Raw genomic sequence first — 14,762 nt, 5'->3', positions numbered from 1 at the left:
TCAAAGGAGGATCTTCATGTCAAAGGCCATTTCCATCTTCGATACGACTTTACGTGACGGCACACAAGGGGAGGGTGTCAGCTTATCGGCAGACGACAAACTCAAAATTGCCAAGAAGCTTGATGACCTGGGTGTCCATTATATTGAAGGCGGAATTCCCGGCAGCAATACCAAGGACATTGAGTTTTTCAAAAGAGTCAAGGAATTAAACCTGAACGCAAAGGTTGTTGCTTTTGGCAGTACCCGCCGAAAAGGCAGTGTTGCTAGTGAAGACGCCAACCTGAAGCGCATGATCGAATCTGGTGCTCAGGCTGCAACCTTGGTCGGTAAATCATGGGACTTCCATGTGCACACCGCTTTGCAGACTACATTGGAAGAAAACTTGTCCATGATCTATGATTCCATCGCCTATCTGAAACAGAATGGAATGGAAGTGATCTTTGATGCAGAACACTTCTTTGACGGATTCAAACATAACCCGGAGTATGCTCAAGCGGTCTTGACCAAGGCCCACGAAGCTGGAGCGGACTGGCTCGTTATGTGTGATACCAATGGCGGGACGATGCCAAACGAGGTGCACGAGATCGTATCCACACTGCATAGAATCCTGCCTCATGCACATCTCGGGATCCATACACATAATGATTGTGAATTGGCTGTGGCCAACACACTCAGCGCTGTACAAGCCGGAGCCCGTCAAGTGCAAGGAACGATGAACGGTTATGGAGAGCGTTGCGGTAACGCCAATCTCGCATCCATTATCCCGAACCTGCAACTGAAACTTGGTTATGAATGCGTTACTGAAGATTCCATGAGACAACTTACAAACGTGGCTCGTTATGTTAGCGAGATTGCCAATGTGAATATGCCGATTAATCAGCCTTATGTCGGCAATGCTGCTTTTGCTCATAAAGGTGGAATTCACGTCTCTGCCATCCTGCGGGATTCACGTACCTATGAACACATCGTGCCTGAACTGGTTGGTAACAAACAACGTGTGCTGGTCTCTGAACTTGCCGGACAAAGTAACATTGTATCCAAAGCCCAGGAACTGGGGCTTGAGTTCGATCCAAGCAGTGCCAATTCACGTCAGATTATTGAGAAGATCAAAGACCTGGAACATCAGGGTTACCAGTTCGAAGGTGCAGATGCTTCGCTTGAATTGTTAATTCGTGAAGCGAACGGTGATATGAAAGAATTGTTCACGTTTGAATCATTCAAAATGCTTGTGGAGAAAACGGCAGGCAAATCCGTTGTTTCTGAAGCTTTTGTCAAAGTGAATATCGCTGGAACAAGCGCTTATACCGCTGCTGAGGGCAATGGTCCGGTTAACGCACTCGATAACGCCCTTCGGAAAGCGCTGGTGCAATACTTCCCTTCACTTGCCAACATGCATCTGTCGGACTACAAAGTGCGTGTTCTGGATGAGAAGGATGCCACAGCTGCCAAAGTTCGTGTATTGATCGAATCCAAAAATACGGAGAACACATGGAACACTGTTGGTGTATCCGAGAACGTGATTGAAGCAAGTTGGGAAGCGCTTGTTCACAGTTTCCGCTATGCTTTGCTTCAAGAAAAATTGCAGGATGAGCCGGGTACACTCCCTATTCCTGCTCATGGGATAAGCAACCACTAATAACGCTTATTTCCCGGAAAATATAAAGAAGCCTCTGTACCCATGATTCATGGATGCAAAGGCTTCTTTGTTTACATGAAAATTAATTCGCAATTAACTTTTTAATCTTACGTTCCAACTCTTTCTCAGGCAATATGCCCAGAACAATCTCCTGTATAACTCCTCTGGAGTCAATCAGAACATTCGTTGGAAAAGCCACCCCATTGTATTGAGCATACACAGTCCCCTTCTCATCCAAGGGAATAGGGAATGTCAGTTGGTACTCATCTACAAAAGCTTTGGCATCTTTGAGTTTATCGTATGACGTTACATTAACCCCATACATGTCAAGCTTATCCTTGTATTTGGCAGCCATTCTGTTCAGCTCCGGAGCTTCCTGCTTACACGGCTCACACCAGGATGCCCAGAAACTGACGAACGTGGCCTTATCTTTGGCACCGCCCACACTGTACGTCTTTCCATCCATTGCTGTCAGAGAAAAAGCAGGTGCCAGAAGACCCGCACGTGGTCCCGTCTCTGTAGGCATCGGTTCTTCCTGCTTAAAGACGGCTGCAATGCCGTCACCCGCATTCTGGGCCAGTGCAATACCAACCAGCAAGACAACACCAAGGAGTATGTATATGTTTCGTTTCATAACCCGCCACCCTTTTATATAATTAGCACATTGAAACTGAAACCGTAATTTCTGCACATGCTAAGTGTTTATCACGCTCTATCATAGTTCACCAGAACATGATTCCCAAATGTTCTCTTTATTATTGTACCCTTTTCCTTTAAAATTTTACAATCCGCATCACAGAAAATAAAATGAAAAAGGACTCCTGCCGTAGCAGGAGCCAAAGAGAGAGGGGTGAATACAAATGGCAGCACTTCACGGGCAGCAAAACGCCTTCTACATCCCTTCTTCCGTAGAACAAGAGATGTCAAAGCACATGTTCCTTTCGCTGCCACAAGAAGCCTGCGGGGTTATGCTGGGTGAAACCGCAGCGGGCGGTATACGAATCAGTCGGTTTCAGCCCATTCGTAACGTAGCACCTGACCCGCTGCACCATTTTACTCTGGACGATGCCGAATGGATTCGGTGCGTATTCTCCGAGCCCAAGCTCATCGGTATCTTCCATTCTCATCCGCAGACAAGGCCTGTTCCTTCCTTAGAGGACATGCAAGCTCTTCCGGCCTTCGCCGGTTTACTTCAGATGTACCTCATCGGCTCACCTGACCTAACAAGCGGGTTGCGATCTCATATGCAGCTGAACGGTTATCTGATTGAATCCTCGAAGGAATCGCAGGATCCGGCACAACGCGTTGTACCTTCATACAATCTGCTTCCCGTTCCGTTATGCGTGACTTAGTTGGGTATACAGATCACCCAAGGTCTCCACATTTTTACGAGTCATGTCCTCCAAGTAGCAGGACCATAACTGCGCAGTCATTTTTGAATCTTCCAGTGCATGGTGACGTCCATAGATCGGAATCCCTCTGGATTCCAGCAATTCATCCAGACCATACCCCGGCCTGCTTGGTTCAAGCCAGCGGGCCAACATCATCGTATCGATTAAACGATGCGTCAGCCTTACCTTTGAAGTCCGCCACAGAGCTGCATTCAGAAAGGCTCGGTCATGCGCACTTGCGTGTGCAATCAGAACATTTCCACCTACAAAAGACATGAAATCATGCAGCCCTTCCAGCAAAGTCGGTGCGTCCAACGTCATCTCCTGTGTAATACCTGTAAGTTCAGTAATATGTTCCGGAACCGCAGTCTTGGACTGCACCACCGTGTAGAACTGCTCCCCTTCCAGTACCACACCACCATGTATACGGACCGCACCAAATGAGATAATCTCATCCCCATGCTGGGGCGAAAATCCCGTCGTTTCCAGATCAAATACAACTGCGTCCAACTCATTTAGAGGTGTATGCAGAACCTCAGGTCTGCGCTGTTCTCTCATCATAGAGCGGATAAACGCCATGTGTTGCGCCGTAGGGGCTCCCATAATGGAAGCGATGGCGGAAGGAACCCCTCCCTGACGCAGCGAATTCCAGAATCCTGTATTGCCCCTTGCCGGCTCTCTCATGGACGTCTCCTTTCTGCAAAACGCAACTGTCTTTGCAAAGCACGATGCACTCGTCGTACCAACCCGAGCGTATCCCTGAGCTCATAATGAATTTGCTTTTGTTTCATCTGTTTCTCATCCAGGAACCCACTGCTATGTTGCAAATCCCCTTGGATGACAACCGGTGTACTTCGGCGAAATTTCAAAGCGGCAAAGAAGGCCCGCTGGCATGCATCCAGTAATGTAAATGGAACAGCTTCAAGTGAAGTCAGTCTCTCCATTCTTTTTAACGTAGATGACTCCTTGATTCCATGTTGCAAAGCCAAATAACGAGCACTGTTCACCAGCGGAATGTACAAACCATACTTGACATCAAATCCGCCTGCATGTTCACCAAATCGTTCTGTGACCACACGTCCAAGTACATTTAATGTAGCTTTATGTTTAACCGTATTGCGAAGAACCGCATCCGAAAGTTCAGGAATCAGTCTGAACTGTTCATAAAAACTCGTGATCCATTCCTCCGCCAGACTTTGCTCACCTGCAACAAAACGCATGTCTGAAGCAATAATCAGATTACGAACGGGCTCCCAATTCAGATCCGAGCTCCAATCTGCTAATTGTTGCTTCCATGACGCCAGCGTTTTTCTCCAGAGCGGTTCAGAGCACATGACTTTGCCTTCGCATTTGGCGTAACCAAGCTCTTCCAACATATCCGTCATTCGCTGTCCGAGCTGAGCAAAATATTCCTCTTTACCTTCATGCGGAGTATCGCTAATTATCATGCCATTATCCTGATCACTCCATAACGTTGCTTCTTCCCTGCCGGAACTGCCAAATACGATAAAGGCATAGGGGACGGGAGGTTGGCCGAAGCCTTCCTCAACCATCCCCTGAATGCATAACTCTACTGCTTTCCGTGCAATCCGGTCATGCAGTTCATTTACCGTTTGGTACCACTCGATCGGCGACAAGGAAGCGGACAACAATTCCTGGAGCTCGTTCTGTAATATCACACGTGCCTGGCGCAGTTCTTGAGAAGACACCGCACCATCGATTCCCTGATAAGACCAGGAATAGTTTGTATACGAGATGGGTTCCATCATGTCCAGCCTCCTTGAAGCATGATTCAGCATCATTCACCTCAGGAGCTGAACGTACCACCATTGGATTTAGAATCTACATTTTTCATTTGTTCAGGGTATCCGTAAGTACCGTGCTCACTGATATCCAGACCCATTGTTTCTTCTTCTTCAGTAACACGGATGCCCATGATCGCTTTCATACCGCCCAGAATAATGAAGGACATTACCAGTACGAAGGCAAAAGCACCTACCAGACCGAGAAGCTGTACGCCCAATTGGTGGAATCCACCGCCATAGAACAGACCCGCTTGACCTACACCCGCATGCTCAGCAAGTTCTGGTGTAGCGAACAAACCTGTGGAGATTGCTCCCCACATACCAGCAACACCGTGTACGGAGAAAGCGTAGATTGGATCGTCAATTCCTTTACGATCGAAGTACTGTGCCGTGAAGAATGTGATAACACCAGCCAAAGCACCGATAACCAGAGCTGCCCAAGGTTCAACGAAGGCACAAGCACCTGTAATTGCAACGAGTGCCGCAAGCACACCGTTCAACATGCTAGGAATATCGGACTTGCCAAGAACTGCCCAAGAAATCAACAGTGCAGCAACACCACCAGCTGCAGCAGCTACGTTAGTAGTCAATGCAACATAACCAAAGAATCCATCGTCCAAGGCCGTTAACGTACTACCTGGGTTGAAACCGAACCAACCGATCCAGAGGATAATAACCCCGAGTACGGAATACACTTGGTTGTGACCTGGAATGATGTTAGGTTTGCCGTCTTTGTTGTATTTACCAATACGTGGTTTCAACAAGATGGTCGCTACCAATGCTGCAGTCGCACCAGTCAAGTGAACAACCGTCGATCCTGCAAAGTCTTGCATACCCAGCTCAGCCAACCAGCCGCCGCCCCATACCCAGTGAGCAACAACCGGATACATGATAATGGTATAAAGTGTACCGAATACAATATATACGCTCATTTTTGCACGTTCAGCCATACCACCGCAGGCAATGGCCAGAGATACCGCCGCAAAAGCGAGGTGGAAAACGAATTTAACAGTCAGTGGAACATCGGAGAAAGCCAGTGATTCGAAGGAAGCAGCCATCTTGTCACCGCTCAGGAAAAATCCAGTTGTTCCAAAGAAGCTGTTACCATTACCGAAACCAAGACCGAAACCCAAAGCCCAGAAGGCAATAACTGAAATTCCCAATGTCAGGATGGTCTTACCCGCAATGTGTCCTGCATTCTTCATTCGTGTTGAACCTGCTTCAAGTAAAGCAAATCCCCCTTGCATCAAGAACACGAGTACAACAGCCAGAAACGTAAAGGCTGAGTTCAAACCACTTTGAAGTTCAATGTTAGTCGGACCCTCCGCAGCCGCAAATGCGCTAACCGGAAAAGCGAACAAAGTAAGCATTACTAACATGGAAACCAACCATTTCTTTCTCATATACCCCACTCCCTCTTATGTTAAGTTTCTTCACATAACGTGAAACTCTTAATGTCATTATAAGCAGAAGAGAGGAAAGTTGACAAGAGTATTTTCATCAAAATTGAAAATTATTTCTGGGAATAAAGTCATACGTCTTTTTCTTGCACTTAAGTACATAATCACATTCTATGAGTACATAGATATAGAAATGCAGTATGCTGATTGCCAAAGCATAACGTTTGACTGTACGGTTAAAGATCATGTATCATACTTATTAGTAAGAAAAATTGGGCGTAGTCTAGAAATTCACAAGTGGAAACTACAATTCCCTACATTTGAACTTGCAAGCGAGGTGAATATCATTGGGGATATGAAACTTTTTCGGATTGGCGAACTCGCCAAGACCGCTGGTGTTAGTGAACGGACGATTGATTATTACACAAAGCTTGGACTAATCGCTCCCGAAGAACGTACACAAAAAAATTATCGTCTCTATAGTAATGAAACTTTAACGAGGCTTGAACGTATTGTACAGATGAAACAAGAGAAGTATAGTCTCGACGAGATTAAACAATCTCTTGAGAAGTGGCGTCTGGTTAGTACAGAAGAACAAGTTGCCAGCAAATTGACAACATTGGAACTTCACGTACAACAACTTGAGCGAGAGGTTAACGAACTCAAACCGCTACTTGGAGAGATGAAACCTGTACAAGCACGTAAAATGATGGCAGGACTCCTCACCAAAAGTGCCGGTACAATGGAGGCACTAAAAATCTTGCTTGAGAACACCATGATGTAGCTTATTCTTAGAAAGCGGAGGAATGAATATGAGTTTTAATAACGGTATGTTCGTATTGATCATTATCGCCTTTTTGCTCTCTTTATGGGCGCAATTTCGCGTTAAAGGTACGTTTAGACGTTGGTCGGAGGTTCCGAACCAGAACGGAATGACTGGTTACGATGCCGCTCGCCAGATGCTTGATGCTAACGGCCTGCATGATGTCCCAATTGAACCTGTACGTGGTACACTCTCTGATCACTATGATCCGATCAATCGGGTTGTACGTTTATCAGAACCAGTATATTACGAAAACTCAATCTCAGCTGTTTCGGTAGCGTGTCACGAAGTTGGCCACGCCATTCAGCATAAAGAAAGTTATCCGATGCTGGCACTGCGTCACCGAATCTTCCCAATTGTGAACTTTGCATCCGGATTAGCTCCATTCCTGTTAATTGCAGGATTCATCTTCAATGCCATGAATCTTGTAGGTATCGGTATCATCTTCTTCTCCGTAACTGTAGCATTCCAACTCATCACTTTACCGGTTGAGTTCAATGCAAGTAATCGCGCTAGAGAGATTATGGTATCCGAAGGGTACATCCGTAATGAAGAAGAAAAAGGTGTTGCAAAAGTTCTGAATGCCGCAGCCTTGACTTACGTTGCTGCAGCGTTGATTTCACTGCTTGAGTTGATTCGTTACATCGGAATCTTCAACAGCCGCGATTAATTGGATACTTAATACAACAAAAACAAAAAACAATACCCCACCGTTAATCGGATGGGGTATTGTTTTGTTGTAAACCGAAATAATCAAGCAAGAATGAACGAAAGGACTGAGCAACCAGCGGCAGTTTATCATGCGCACGATGAATTAACCCGATAGTTCGCGTTACTTTTGGATGGGAGATAGCCACATGTGCCGGTTGCAACGGATTCGTCTGGAATAACGCCATCTCAGGCAGCAGACTGACCCCCATGCCCGCAGCGACCAATCCGCGGATGGTGTCGGTCTCTTCCCCTTCAAAAGCGATCTTGGGTGTAAAACCAGCTTCCAGACAGGCATGCCACACAATAGGACGAAGAGAATAACCTTTGCTAAACAATACAAATTTATCATCCTTGAGCTGTTCAAGCGCAATTGTCTCTTCACCAGCTAACGGGTGATTAGGAGGAAGGATCGCATGTAATTCTTCCGTGAGTACAATATCGCCATCTACTTGATCATGCTTCTCTGGAAAAGGAGAAATGAATGCCAAGTCTACCTCTCCGGATAACACATCACGAATCAGCGTAGGGAACATCCCCTGCTTGAATCTGAATTTCACGTTGGGGTAGCGCTGACGGAAAGCAGCCACCACGGAAGGAATGAGATGAATTCCCAGGCTATGCGGAAACCCAATTCGAATCTCTCCATGCTCCGGGTCCAGAAACTCATGAACTTCCCCAACTGCCTTGTCCAAATCTTTTAATATACCTTCAATTCGTTTGCAAAAAAGCTGCCCCACTGCAGTCAACTGCAGGTTTCGTCCCTTTTGCATAAAAAGGTCCACGCCCAGTTCTTCTTCCAGCTGATGAATCTGACGACTCACCGCCGACTGTGCCACATGCAACTCTTCAGCAGCCTGTGTTACATGTTCCTTCTGTGCCACTTTCAAAAAGTAATGCAACTGTCTTAATTCCACTCGCCTGATCGCTCCAATCTGTTATACCCTACTTATCCTTGACTGTATTCCATCTTGAGAACGTTCTGACTACCGCTTTAAGCTGCGGGGTTTCCACAATCTGATCAACAGTCCGTAAATAAAGAATCCACCCAACAATCCGCCAAGGTGAGCCATCCAGTTGATGCCTGACATGGCGAAGGAGAATATGATCCCGAACAAAAGCAATGTGTACATCGTTTTGCGCGAAGCCTCGTCCATCATCGTCCGCTGGAACAGCGCTACATACAGGAATGCACCGTAGACGGCATAGATCGCTCCTGAAGCACCTACCGAGATGGTAATACTCCCGACCGAGTTGTACCACGCAACAGCAAGAATATTACCCAATACACCGCCACCCAGGTACAATACACCATACCTTACCGACCCGAGCAAACGCTCCATCGGTGGAGCAAATACAATTAACGCAAAGCTGTTAAACAATAAATGACTGAAGCCCGCATGCAGGAACATCGATGTAATGTAACGCCACCATTCATGTGCGAACAGTTCATGATTCGTAAGTGCCCCGAATTTCAACAGCACCATATTGTTCGTTGATCCACCGTTCACCGTTAACACAATAAACATGACTACATTGGCAATTAAAAAAAGCGACGTCAAAGGGAAATACTTCAAATAACCTTTCCAGTTCTCATAGCGAATAAATATCATAAATTTCTTCTTTCACTCCACCCTGTTCAGATCGGACTCACATCTCTGATCCATCGTAATGGTACATGCCCGAATTGGACAATGCCTTTCATAAAAGATTATAATGGATTTTGGCACGGATCACCAATTTATAAGGAGGAACATTATTATGACACAAGAACGTACAGGCGCAGCCACATTTAAAGGCAACCCTATTACATTGATCGGACCCGAACTGAAAGTCGGCGATCAAGCACCTGATTTTACACTGAGCAAGAACCTGGTTGAGGACGCTTCCCTGAAAGACTTCGCAGGCAAAATCAAATTAATCAGCGTTGTTCCTTCCCTGGATACTGGCGTATGCGATGCGCAAACTCGTCGTTTCAACGTGGAAGCTGGAGAACTCGGAGACAATGTTGTTGTCTTGACAGTAAGCGTTGACCTTCCGTTTGCTCAGGCTCGTTGGTGTGGAGCAGCTGGTGTTGACCGCGTAGTTACATTGTCAGACTACAAAACACGTTCTTTCGGTGAAGACTACGGCGTTCTGATCAAAGAATTCCAACTCGACATGCGCTCCATTTTTGTTTTGGATGCCGAAGACCGGATTACATATGTGGAGTATTTGCCTGAAATGACAGACTCCCCTAACTTCGAACAAGCGATTGCTGCTGTAAAAGCTTTGCTGTAGAAGTTATCATACGTTCAGAACAAAAGCGAGGAAGGTTAACCTTCACTCGCTTTTTGTTATTTATCATCTATTTCAATCATTTGCTTTATACTTGCTTAGCTTTTTATCCAGTACAGAGAATAAGTTCATAATCGTGCGATAATTGGAACCCAAGTCTCCAAGTGAACCACGTGAAGCTGAATACATATCCACCGCACTGCGAACAGGACTTACTGAGATAATGGAAACTGTAATATCCATCGTCCGTCCAAAGGTAGTCCGCTTCTCCAGAATAACTTCTCCAACAGAAGGCACTTCATGCAGCACTTTATAACCCGGAATCTTTTTGAGTGTCGAAGAGACCTCTTCCCAGGCTCTGTCTTTGGATAAGTTATAATACCGTGTTTTTAATTTGGGATCCTTGGCTCGATCGCTGGTCCCCTCCATGCTGCGGATGATACCGACGAGCGTTCTCTTTAAGGTCAAGACCCTTCCTCCTTTGATTGTAACCGTTCCATTTATGTATCTTAGTGTAACATTGTTCAAGTAGTAACAAAAGGGCAAGCATCATATTTATCATAAAACCAATCAAAAACATTCATCACAACTTAAAAACACCCTGAAATTCCTTTTGTAGAGGAAAAGTCAGGGTGCTGTACATGAAGATTTAGGAACCCGCCTATGCCGTCCGGCTACATTGTCTTATGAACCTGCTTGGCAGGTGGGTGACCGCAAAAATGCTTTTTGAAGTCCCCATGTCGTATAGACAGGGCTTTTCAGCAACATTCTGTGTTGATCTCCCGAAGACATCATCATTGGTTCAAAACAACGAATAACCGAAACGTACATCGCAGGATGTACAATTATTATATCCCTAACTGTGTAAAAAGTAAATGGCGATTCATCATGTTTTATTTTTGCAATGTAATGTTTTTGTCGTCTGATGGCTCAGGTGTTTCACCATTCTCTGCTGATTGTTCAGCCAGCGCAGCAGCTTCCTCTTCTTCCTTCTTGAGTTGCATCTTCTCCATCTGCTCCTGCATCTTGTTGAAGGTTGCGTAGAAGTTAAAGAAAGCAAACCAGGCAATGATGCTGATAATGAAGAAAACAAACAAGACCGGATAACGGAAACCGATGTAGAACAGCAATCCACTTCCCAGCAATGTGGAAAATACACGGAATGGTCTGATCAGCGTAAGCAATACCGCGTTTTTGATAATGAGTCCGATGGACATATGATAATGTACAACCATCGAGAAAAAGTTAAAGAGTGATACAAATAACAAGAGAAGCAGTACTAACATAATGATTCCCACGAGCTGCATATTGCGGAACTGCGTCATGTACACTGTATAATCCAGATACATAATCGCGAACAGCAGTGTGTAAAAAATGCCCCCAATTAAACTTTGCTTGTAGTTTTCCTTGTAACCTACAAAGAAAGTACGGAAGATCGGTACATCCGTATCACCCATATTCCATTTACGAACAACCGTAAACAGCGCCGAAGTCGCCGGGAACAGTGTAAGCGGTGCCACAATAGCTATAGCCCAGTTCATTTGCAATGATTCGTTTGCGAGGTTCTGCTGCATCACGAGCAGTTTCATAATCAAGAAAAACAAGAACGGAGACGAACAAATAGCCCACAACAGATTGGTTGCGGCCAGTCTCGTAATCCACTCTGTAAGCCGGTAGATCCCACCCATAGCTCCTTTAAATTCCAAACATTTCTCCTCCTCTGCAGCCTTGCGAATTACCTGAAGTCTAATATTAATATACCTTATTATAGATAGGAAAAGCCAGTACTTCCCGAAAAGAGATCGTCATTGTCCTTAGCTAGCGCTTCTGGCCGCTTCTGGCAGTGAAATAAAATGATGCAGTCACTTTGAAAATAAAAAAATGGAGCAGTTGCCCGCTCCATTTTTCAGATCATACGTTTAAATTACTCGAAAGAAGAATCTTTCGCTGGACGACGTCCTTCGTTACTGCTTGGACGCGGTTTGCGGTCACGGTTGTAACCACCTTCTCTGCTTCCACCGCCAGTGCTGCTGCCGCTGTTACGATCACGGTTGTAACCGCCACGTCCGCTACCACTGCTGTTGCGATCGCGGTTGTAACCACCACCACTGCCGCCGCTACCACTTGTGCGGTTACCGCTGTAACCCGATGGTTTACGTCCGCCAGAGCGAACATCCGGTTTACGACGTTTTGCACGGATTGGATCTTCAGGAGTCAGATCAACTTGAGCATCTTTCTTGTCACCTGTCAGGAGCTTCAGTGCAGCCGACAACAGTTGAACAGAATCATATTGCTCAAGCATTTGAATCGCAATACCTTTGTATTCGTTCAGTTCGCCTGATTGTACGATTTCCAGCAAGCGCTCTGCTGTCAAACGTTGTTTACCTTCAACCGCTTCTGCCATTGTTGGCAGTGGTTTACGTGGAATACGGTGACGTGTTACACGCTCGATGAAGTGCAAGTGATCAATCTCACGCGGTGTAACGAAGGACCAAGCAGCACCCTCTTTACCCGCACGACCTGTACGACCGATACGGTGAACATAGCTCTCCGGATCTTGCGGAAGGTCAAAGTTAACAACGTGAGTTACGCCAGATACGTCGAGACCACGTGCAGCCACGTCTGTTGCAACGAGTACGTCAATGCTGCCGTCACGGAACTTACGCATTACCGCATCACGTTGATTCTGGGACAAGTCACCATGAAGACCGTCTGCAGAATATCCACGTTTTTGCAAAGCTTCAGCCAATTCGTCAACACGACGTTTTGTACGTCCGAATACGATCGCCAGTTCAGGAGATTCCATATCCAACAAACGGCTCAATGCTTCGAATTTTTGACGCTCAGGTACTTCGATATAGGATTGGTCAATCAATGGTGCACTAACATGTTTCGGAATCACAGAAATGTGTTCAGGATTGTTCAAGAATTGTTGTGCCAATTTTTGAATGTTAGGAGGCATTGTTGCTGAGAACAGCATAGTTTGGCGCTCGTCTGGAACTTGTTTCAGGATGGATTGGATATCCTCCATGAAACCCATGTCGAGCATTTCATCTGCTTCATCCAGTACAACAGTTTGTACATCATCTAGTTTGATTGTTTTGCGGTTGATGTGGTCAAGGAGACGTCCAGGTGTACCAATGATGATCTGTGGTTTTCTTTTCAGTGCACGGATTTGACGCACGATATCTTGTCCGCCGTAGATTGGCAGGGAGCGAAGACCTTTGAAGCGAGTGAGTTTTTCGATCTCTTCAGCAACTTGAATTGCAAGTTCACGTGTAGGTGCCATAATAAGGGCGCGGATTTTCTCGTCACTTTTTGAGATTTTGCTGATCAACGGAATACCGAATGCAGCTGTTTTACCCGTACCTGTTTGAGCTTGACCAATCAAATCTCTGCCTTCGAGTGCCAAAGGAATCGCTTTGGATTGGATCGGTGTTGCTTCTTCAAACCCGAGCTCAGTGATGGCTTGCAGCACCAGTGGTTCAAGATTGAAATCTGTAAAGTTTAAATTTGTCAAAATTATTCATGCTCCTTTTATATGGTGGACATGGTGGACAATCCACTTTGTTGTCTGTATTCTTAAGTAGCGTTAATATTTATAGGGTATCCCAACGGGACGAATTATTTTCACTAACGAATATAATTCCATGAATGGGTCCCCAACATAAGACTAAAACTACATACATGTGTTTGAAACATTTCAAAATTTTATTGCTCCATTTAGGAAAAGTTTCCTACTCAAGAATATCCACAAATTATTATATCACAAAACAATTCAAGATTACCAGCAATCTGGTTTTAAATATAAATGAGGTGATTAAATTGCCCAAAATAATTTGGCACTCTTTAGTGATCATTTTGGGTGCTGCAGCTATTGCCTGCGGCTTCAACTGGTTTTTGGTCCCCCATCAGCTTTTAAGCGGCGGGGTGTCCGGTATTTCAATGCTTCTGGGTTATTTTACAACGTTGAATCTTAGTATAATGTATTTTGTTCTTAACATTCCCCTGCTCATTGCAGGTTGGTTTATTCTTGGACGACGCTTCATTACATTAAGTATTCTTTCGGTAGCAGCCACTTCCTGGTTCATTGCGCTTCTGCCTGTTTTTGCTGTGGCTACAGATCCTTTACTTAGTTCTGTATTTGGCGGTGTGCTTATTGGAATGGGTACTGGCGTTTCCTTCCGAGTCGGCGGCTCCACAGGAGGACTCGACATTGTTGGGTCCATTTTCACGCGTAAACGAGACTTTCCGATTGGTACAGTGATGGCCGGTATGAACGGTACGATCATTATGCTTGCAGGATACCTGAGTGACAATTGGAATACAGCCTTGGCCTCGATGGTATCCATCTACATTACAGGCAAAGTGCTTGATCTGATCCATATCAGTCACGTCAAAGTAACACTGTACATTATTACAAACGAAACCGAAGCCATGTTAAAAAAATTACTTGTTCGGCCTCGTGGAGTTACCAAAATTAAGACTCAGGGAGCATACACGGATATTGAGAAGGACATGCTCATGACCGTTACCACCCGCTACGAGTTAGTTGAAATTAAACGTATTATCAAGGATACAGATCCAAACGCTTTTGTTAACATTGTGGAAACGGTTGGTGTTATGGGTTCATTTCGCAGAAGTTGAGACACCTGTACGGTTAACAATTCACAACATTGTGGTATAATAACGGTGTACGGCTCCTAAATATGTTGTATAGCA

Annotated in this window: 15 protein-coding genes and 1 other RNA gene; 6 read left to right on the top strand and 10 right to left on the bottom strand. The window is 45.3% G+C overall.

Features of this window, described 5'->3' with window-relative positions:
- Positions 1 to 16 precede the first annotated feature (16 nt).
- On the top strand, positions 17 to 1,636 hold the full coding sequence (cimA, locus tag MKY01_RS10565) for a citramalate synthase (protein WP_282322000.1): 1,620 nt from the start codon (positions 17 to 19) through the stop codon (positions 1,634 to 1,636).
- Between the two features lie 82 nt (positions 1,637 to 1,718).
- On the opposite strand, the gene MKY01_RS10560 is transcribed toward cimA, so the two are convergent.
- Positions 1,719 to 2,270, bottom strand: coding sequence for a TlpA disulfide reductase family protein (locus tag MKY01_RS10560; RefSeq protein ID WP_100529308.1), 552 nt, complete (start codon positions 2,268 to 2,270; stop codon positions 1,719 to 1,721).
- 226 nt (positions 2,271 to 2,496) lie between these two features.
- Between MKY01_RS10560 and MKY01_RS10555 the strand changes: the two genes are divergently transcribed.
- The gene (locus tag MKY01_RS10555) at positions 2,497 to 2,988 is read left to right on the top strand and encodes a Mov34/MPN/PAD-1 family protein (protein ID WP_282322001.1); all 492 of its coding nucleotides are present in this window, start codon (positions 2,497 to 2,499) and stop codon (positions 2,986 to 2,988) included.
- Here MKY01_RS10555 and MKY01_RS10550 read toward each other — a convergent pair.
- The 3 genes from MKY01_RS10550 to MKY01_RS10540 are packed head-to-tail and all read right to left on the bottom strand — an operon-like array spanning position 2,974 to position 6,235.
- Positions 2,974 to 3,711, bottom strand: a complete 738-nt coding sequence (locus MKY01_RS10550; protein WP_017689374.1) for an exonuclease domain-containing protein — start codon at positions 3,709 to 3,711, stop codon at positions 2,974 to 2,976. The genes MKY01_RS10555 and MKY01_RS10550 overlap by 15 nt on opposite strands.
- On the bottom strand, positions 3,708 to 4,796 hold the full coding sequence (locus MKY01_RS10545) for a DUF294 nucleotidyltransferase-like domain-containing protein (RefSeq protein ID WP_282322002.1): 1,089 nt from the start codon (positions 4,794 to 4,796) through the stop codon (positions 3,708 to 3,710). Before MKY01_RS10545 ends, MKY01_RS10550 begins: the two co-directional genes overlap by 4 nt.
- Before the next feature lie 38 nt (positions 4,797 to 4,834).
- Positions 4,835 to 6,235 (bottom strand): ammonium transporter, encoded by a 1,401-nt coding sequence (locus MKY01_RS10540; RefSeq protein ID WP_076326943.1) that lies wholly within the window; start codon positions 6,233 to 6,235, stop codon positions 4,835 to 4,837.
- 352 nt (positions 6,236 to 6,587) lie between these two features.
- Here MKY01_RS10540 and MKY01_RS10535 point away from each other — a divergent pair, with 352 nt between their 5' ends.
- Both MKY01_RS10535 and MKY01_RS10530 read left to right on the top strand, forming a co-directional pair.
- Positions 6,588 to 7,016, top strand: a complete 429-nt coding sequence (locus MKY01_RS10535; RefSeq protein ID WP_017689377.1) for a MerR family transcriptional regulator — start codon at positions 6,588 to 6,590, stop codon at positions 7,014 to 7,016.
- A 28-nt stretch (positions 7,017 to 7,044) separates the two neighbouring features.
- A complete protein-coding gene (locus tag MKY01_RS10530) occupies positions 7,045 to 7,725 on the top strand; it encodes a zinc metallopeptidase (protein ID WP_036609646.1) in 681 nt (226 codons plus the stop codon).
- A 43-nt stretch (positions 7,726 to 7,768) separates the two neighbouring features.
- Here MKY01_RS10530 and MKY01_RS10525 read toward each other — a convergent pair whose 3' ends face one another.
- Both MKY01_RS10525 and MKY01_RS10520 read right to left on the bottom strand, forming a co-directional pair.
- Positions 7,769 to 8,680 (bottom strand): LysR family transcriptional regulator, encoded by a 912-nt coding sequence (locus MKY01_RS10525; RefSeq protein WP_036609648.1) that lies wholly within the window; start codon positions 8,678 to 8,680, stop codon positions 7,769 to 7,771.
- A gap of 69 nt (positions 8,681 to 8,749) precedes the next feature.
- Entirely contained in the window at positions 8,750 to 9,376 is a 627-nt protein-coding gene (locus MKY01_RS10520) for a rhomboid family intramembrane serine protease (RefSeq protein WP_036609651.1), read from the bottom strand.
- 148 nt (positions 9,377 to 9,524) lie between these two features.
- Here MKY01_RS10520 and tpx point away from each other — a divergent pair, with 148 nt between their 5' ends.
- A complete protein-coding gene (tpx, locus tag MKY01_RS10515) occupies positions 9,525 to 10,043 on the top strand; it encodes a thiol peroxidase (RefSeq protein WP_036609653.1) in 519 nt (172 codons plus the stop codon).
- 72 nt (positions 10,044 to 10,115) lie between these two features.
- On the opposite strand, the gene MKY01_RS10510 is transcribed toward tpx, so the two are convergent.
- From MKY01_RS10510 to MKY01_RS10495, 4 genes are all read right to left on the bottom strand, one after another.
- Positions 10,116 to 10,508 (bottom strand): DUF1499 domain-containing protein, encoded by a 393-nt coding sequence (locus MKY01_RS10510; protein ID WP_017689382.1) that lies wholly within the window; start codon positions 10,506 to 10,508, stop codon positions 10,116 to 10,118.
- A gap of 182 nt (positions 10,509 to 10,690) precedes the next feature.
- A non-coding RNA gene (ssrS, locus tag MKY01_RS10505) (6S RNA) lies at positions 10,691 to 10,882 on the bottom strand.
- Positions 10,883 to 10,933: 51 nt separating this feature from the next.
- Positions 10,934 to 11,746: a DUF624 domain-containing protein gene (locus MKY01_RS10500; protein WP_036609655.1), complete on the bottom strand. Its 813-nt coding sequence runs from the start codon at positions 11,744 to 11,746 to the stop codon at positions 10,934 to 10,936.
- A gap of 218 nt (positions 11,747 to 11,964) precedes the next feature.
- On the bottom strand, positions 11,965 to 13,560 hold the full coding sequence (locus MKY01_RS10495; RefSeq protein WP_047842381.1) for a DEAD/DEAH box helicase: 1,596 nt from the start codon (positions 13,558 to 13,560) through the stop codon (positions 11,965 to 11,967).
- A gap of 305 nt (positions 13,561 to 13,865) precedes the next feature.
- Here MKY01_RS10495 and MKY01_RS10490 point away from each other — a divergent pair, with 305 nt between their 5' ends.
- On the top strand, positions 13,866 to 14,687 hold the full coding sequence (locus tag MKY01_RS10490; protein WP_036609659.1) for a YitT family protein: 822 nt from the start codon (positions 13,866 to 13,868) through the stop codon (positions 14,685 to 14,687).
- Positions 14,688 to 14,762 lie beyond the last annotated feature (75 nt).

This window comes from Paenibacillus sp. FSL R5-0486 (assembly GCF_037975155.1).
GTDB classification, from domain to species: Bacteria; Bacillota; Bacilli; order Paenibacillales; family Paenibacillaceae; genus Paenibacillus; species Paenibacillus amylolyticus.
The sequence above is the reverse complement of the archived record's forward strand: the minus strand, read 5'-3'. Positions and strand labels throughout refer to the sequence as shown.

Coding starts and splice junctions, on each gene's coding strand:
- cimA (WP_282322000.1), top strand. CDS start 17: ATGTCAAAGGCCATTTCCATCTTCGATACGACTTTACGTGACGGCACA.
- MKY01_RS10560 (WP_100529308.1), bottom strand. CDS start 2,270: ATGAAACGAAACATATACATACTCCTTGGTGTTGTCTTGCTGGTTGGT.
- MKY01_RS10555 (WP_282322001.1), top strand. CDS start 2,497: ATGGCAGCACTTCACGGGCAGCAAAACGCCTTCTACATCCCTTCTTCC.
- MKY01_RS10550 (WP_017689374.1), bottom strand. CDS start 3,711: ATGAGAGAGCCGGCAAGGGGCAATACAGGATTCTGGAATTCGCTGCGT.
- MKY01_RS10545 (WP_282322002.1), bottom strand. CDS start 4,796: ATGATGGAACCCATCTCGTATACAAACTATTCCTGGTCTTATCAGGGA.
- MKY01_RS10540 (WP_076326943.1), bottom strand. CDS start 6,235: ATGAGAAAGAAATGGTTGGTTTCCATGTTAGTAATGCTTACTTTGTTC.
- MKY01_RS10535 (WP_017689377.1), top strand. CDS start 6,588: ATGAAACTTTTTCGGATTGGCGAACTCGCCAAGACCGCTGGTGTTAGT.
- MKY01_RS10530 (WP_036609646.1), top strand. CDS start 7,045: ATGAGTTTTAATAACGGTATGTTCGTATTGATCATTATCGCCTTTTTG.
- MKY01_RS10520 (WP_036609651.1), bottom strand. CDS start 9,376: ATGATATTTATTCGCTATGAGAACTGGAAAGGTTATTTGAAGTATTTC.
- tpx (WP_036609653.1), top strand. CDS start 9,525: ATGACACAAGAACGTACAGGCGCAGCCACATTTAAAGGCAACCCTATT.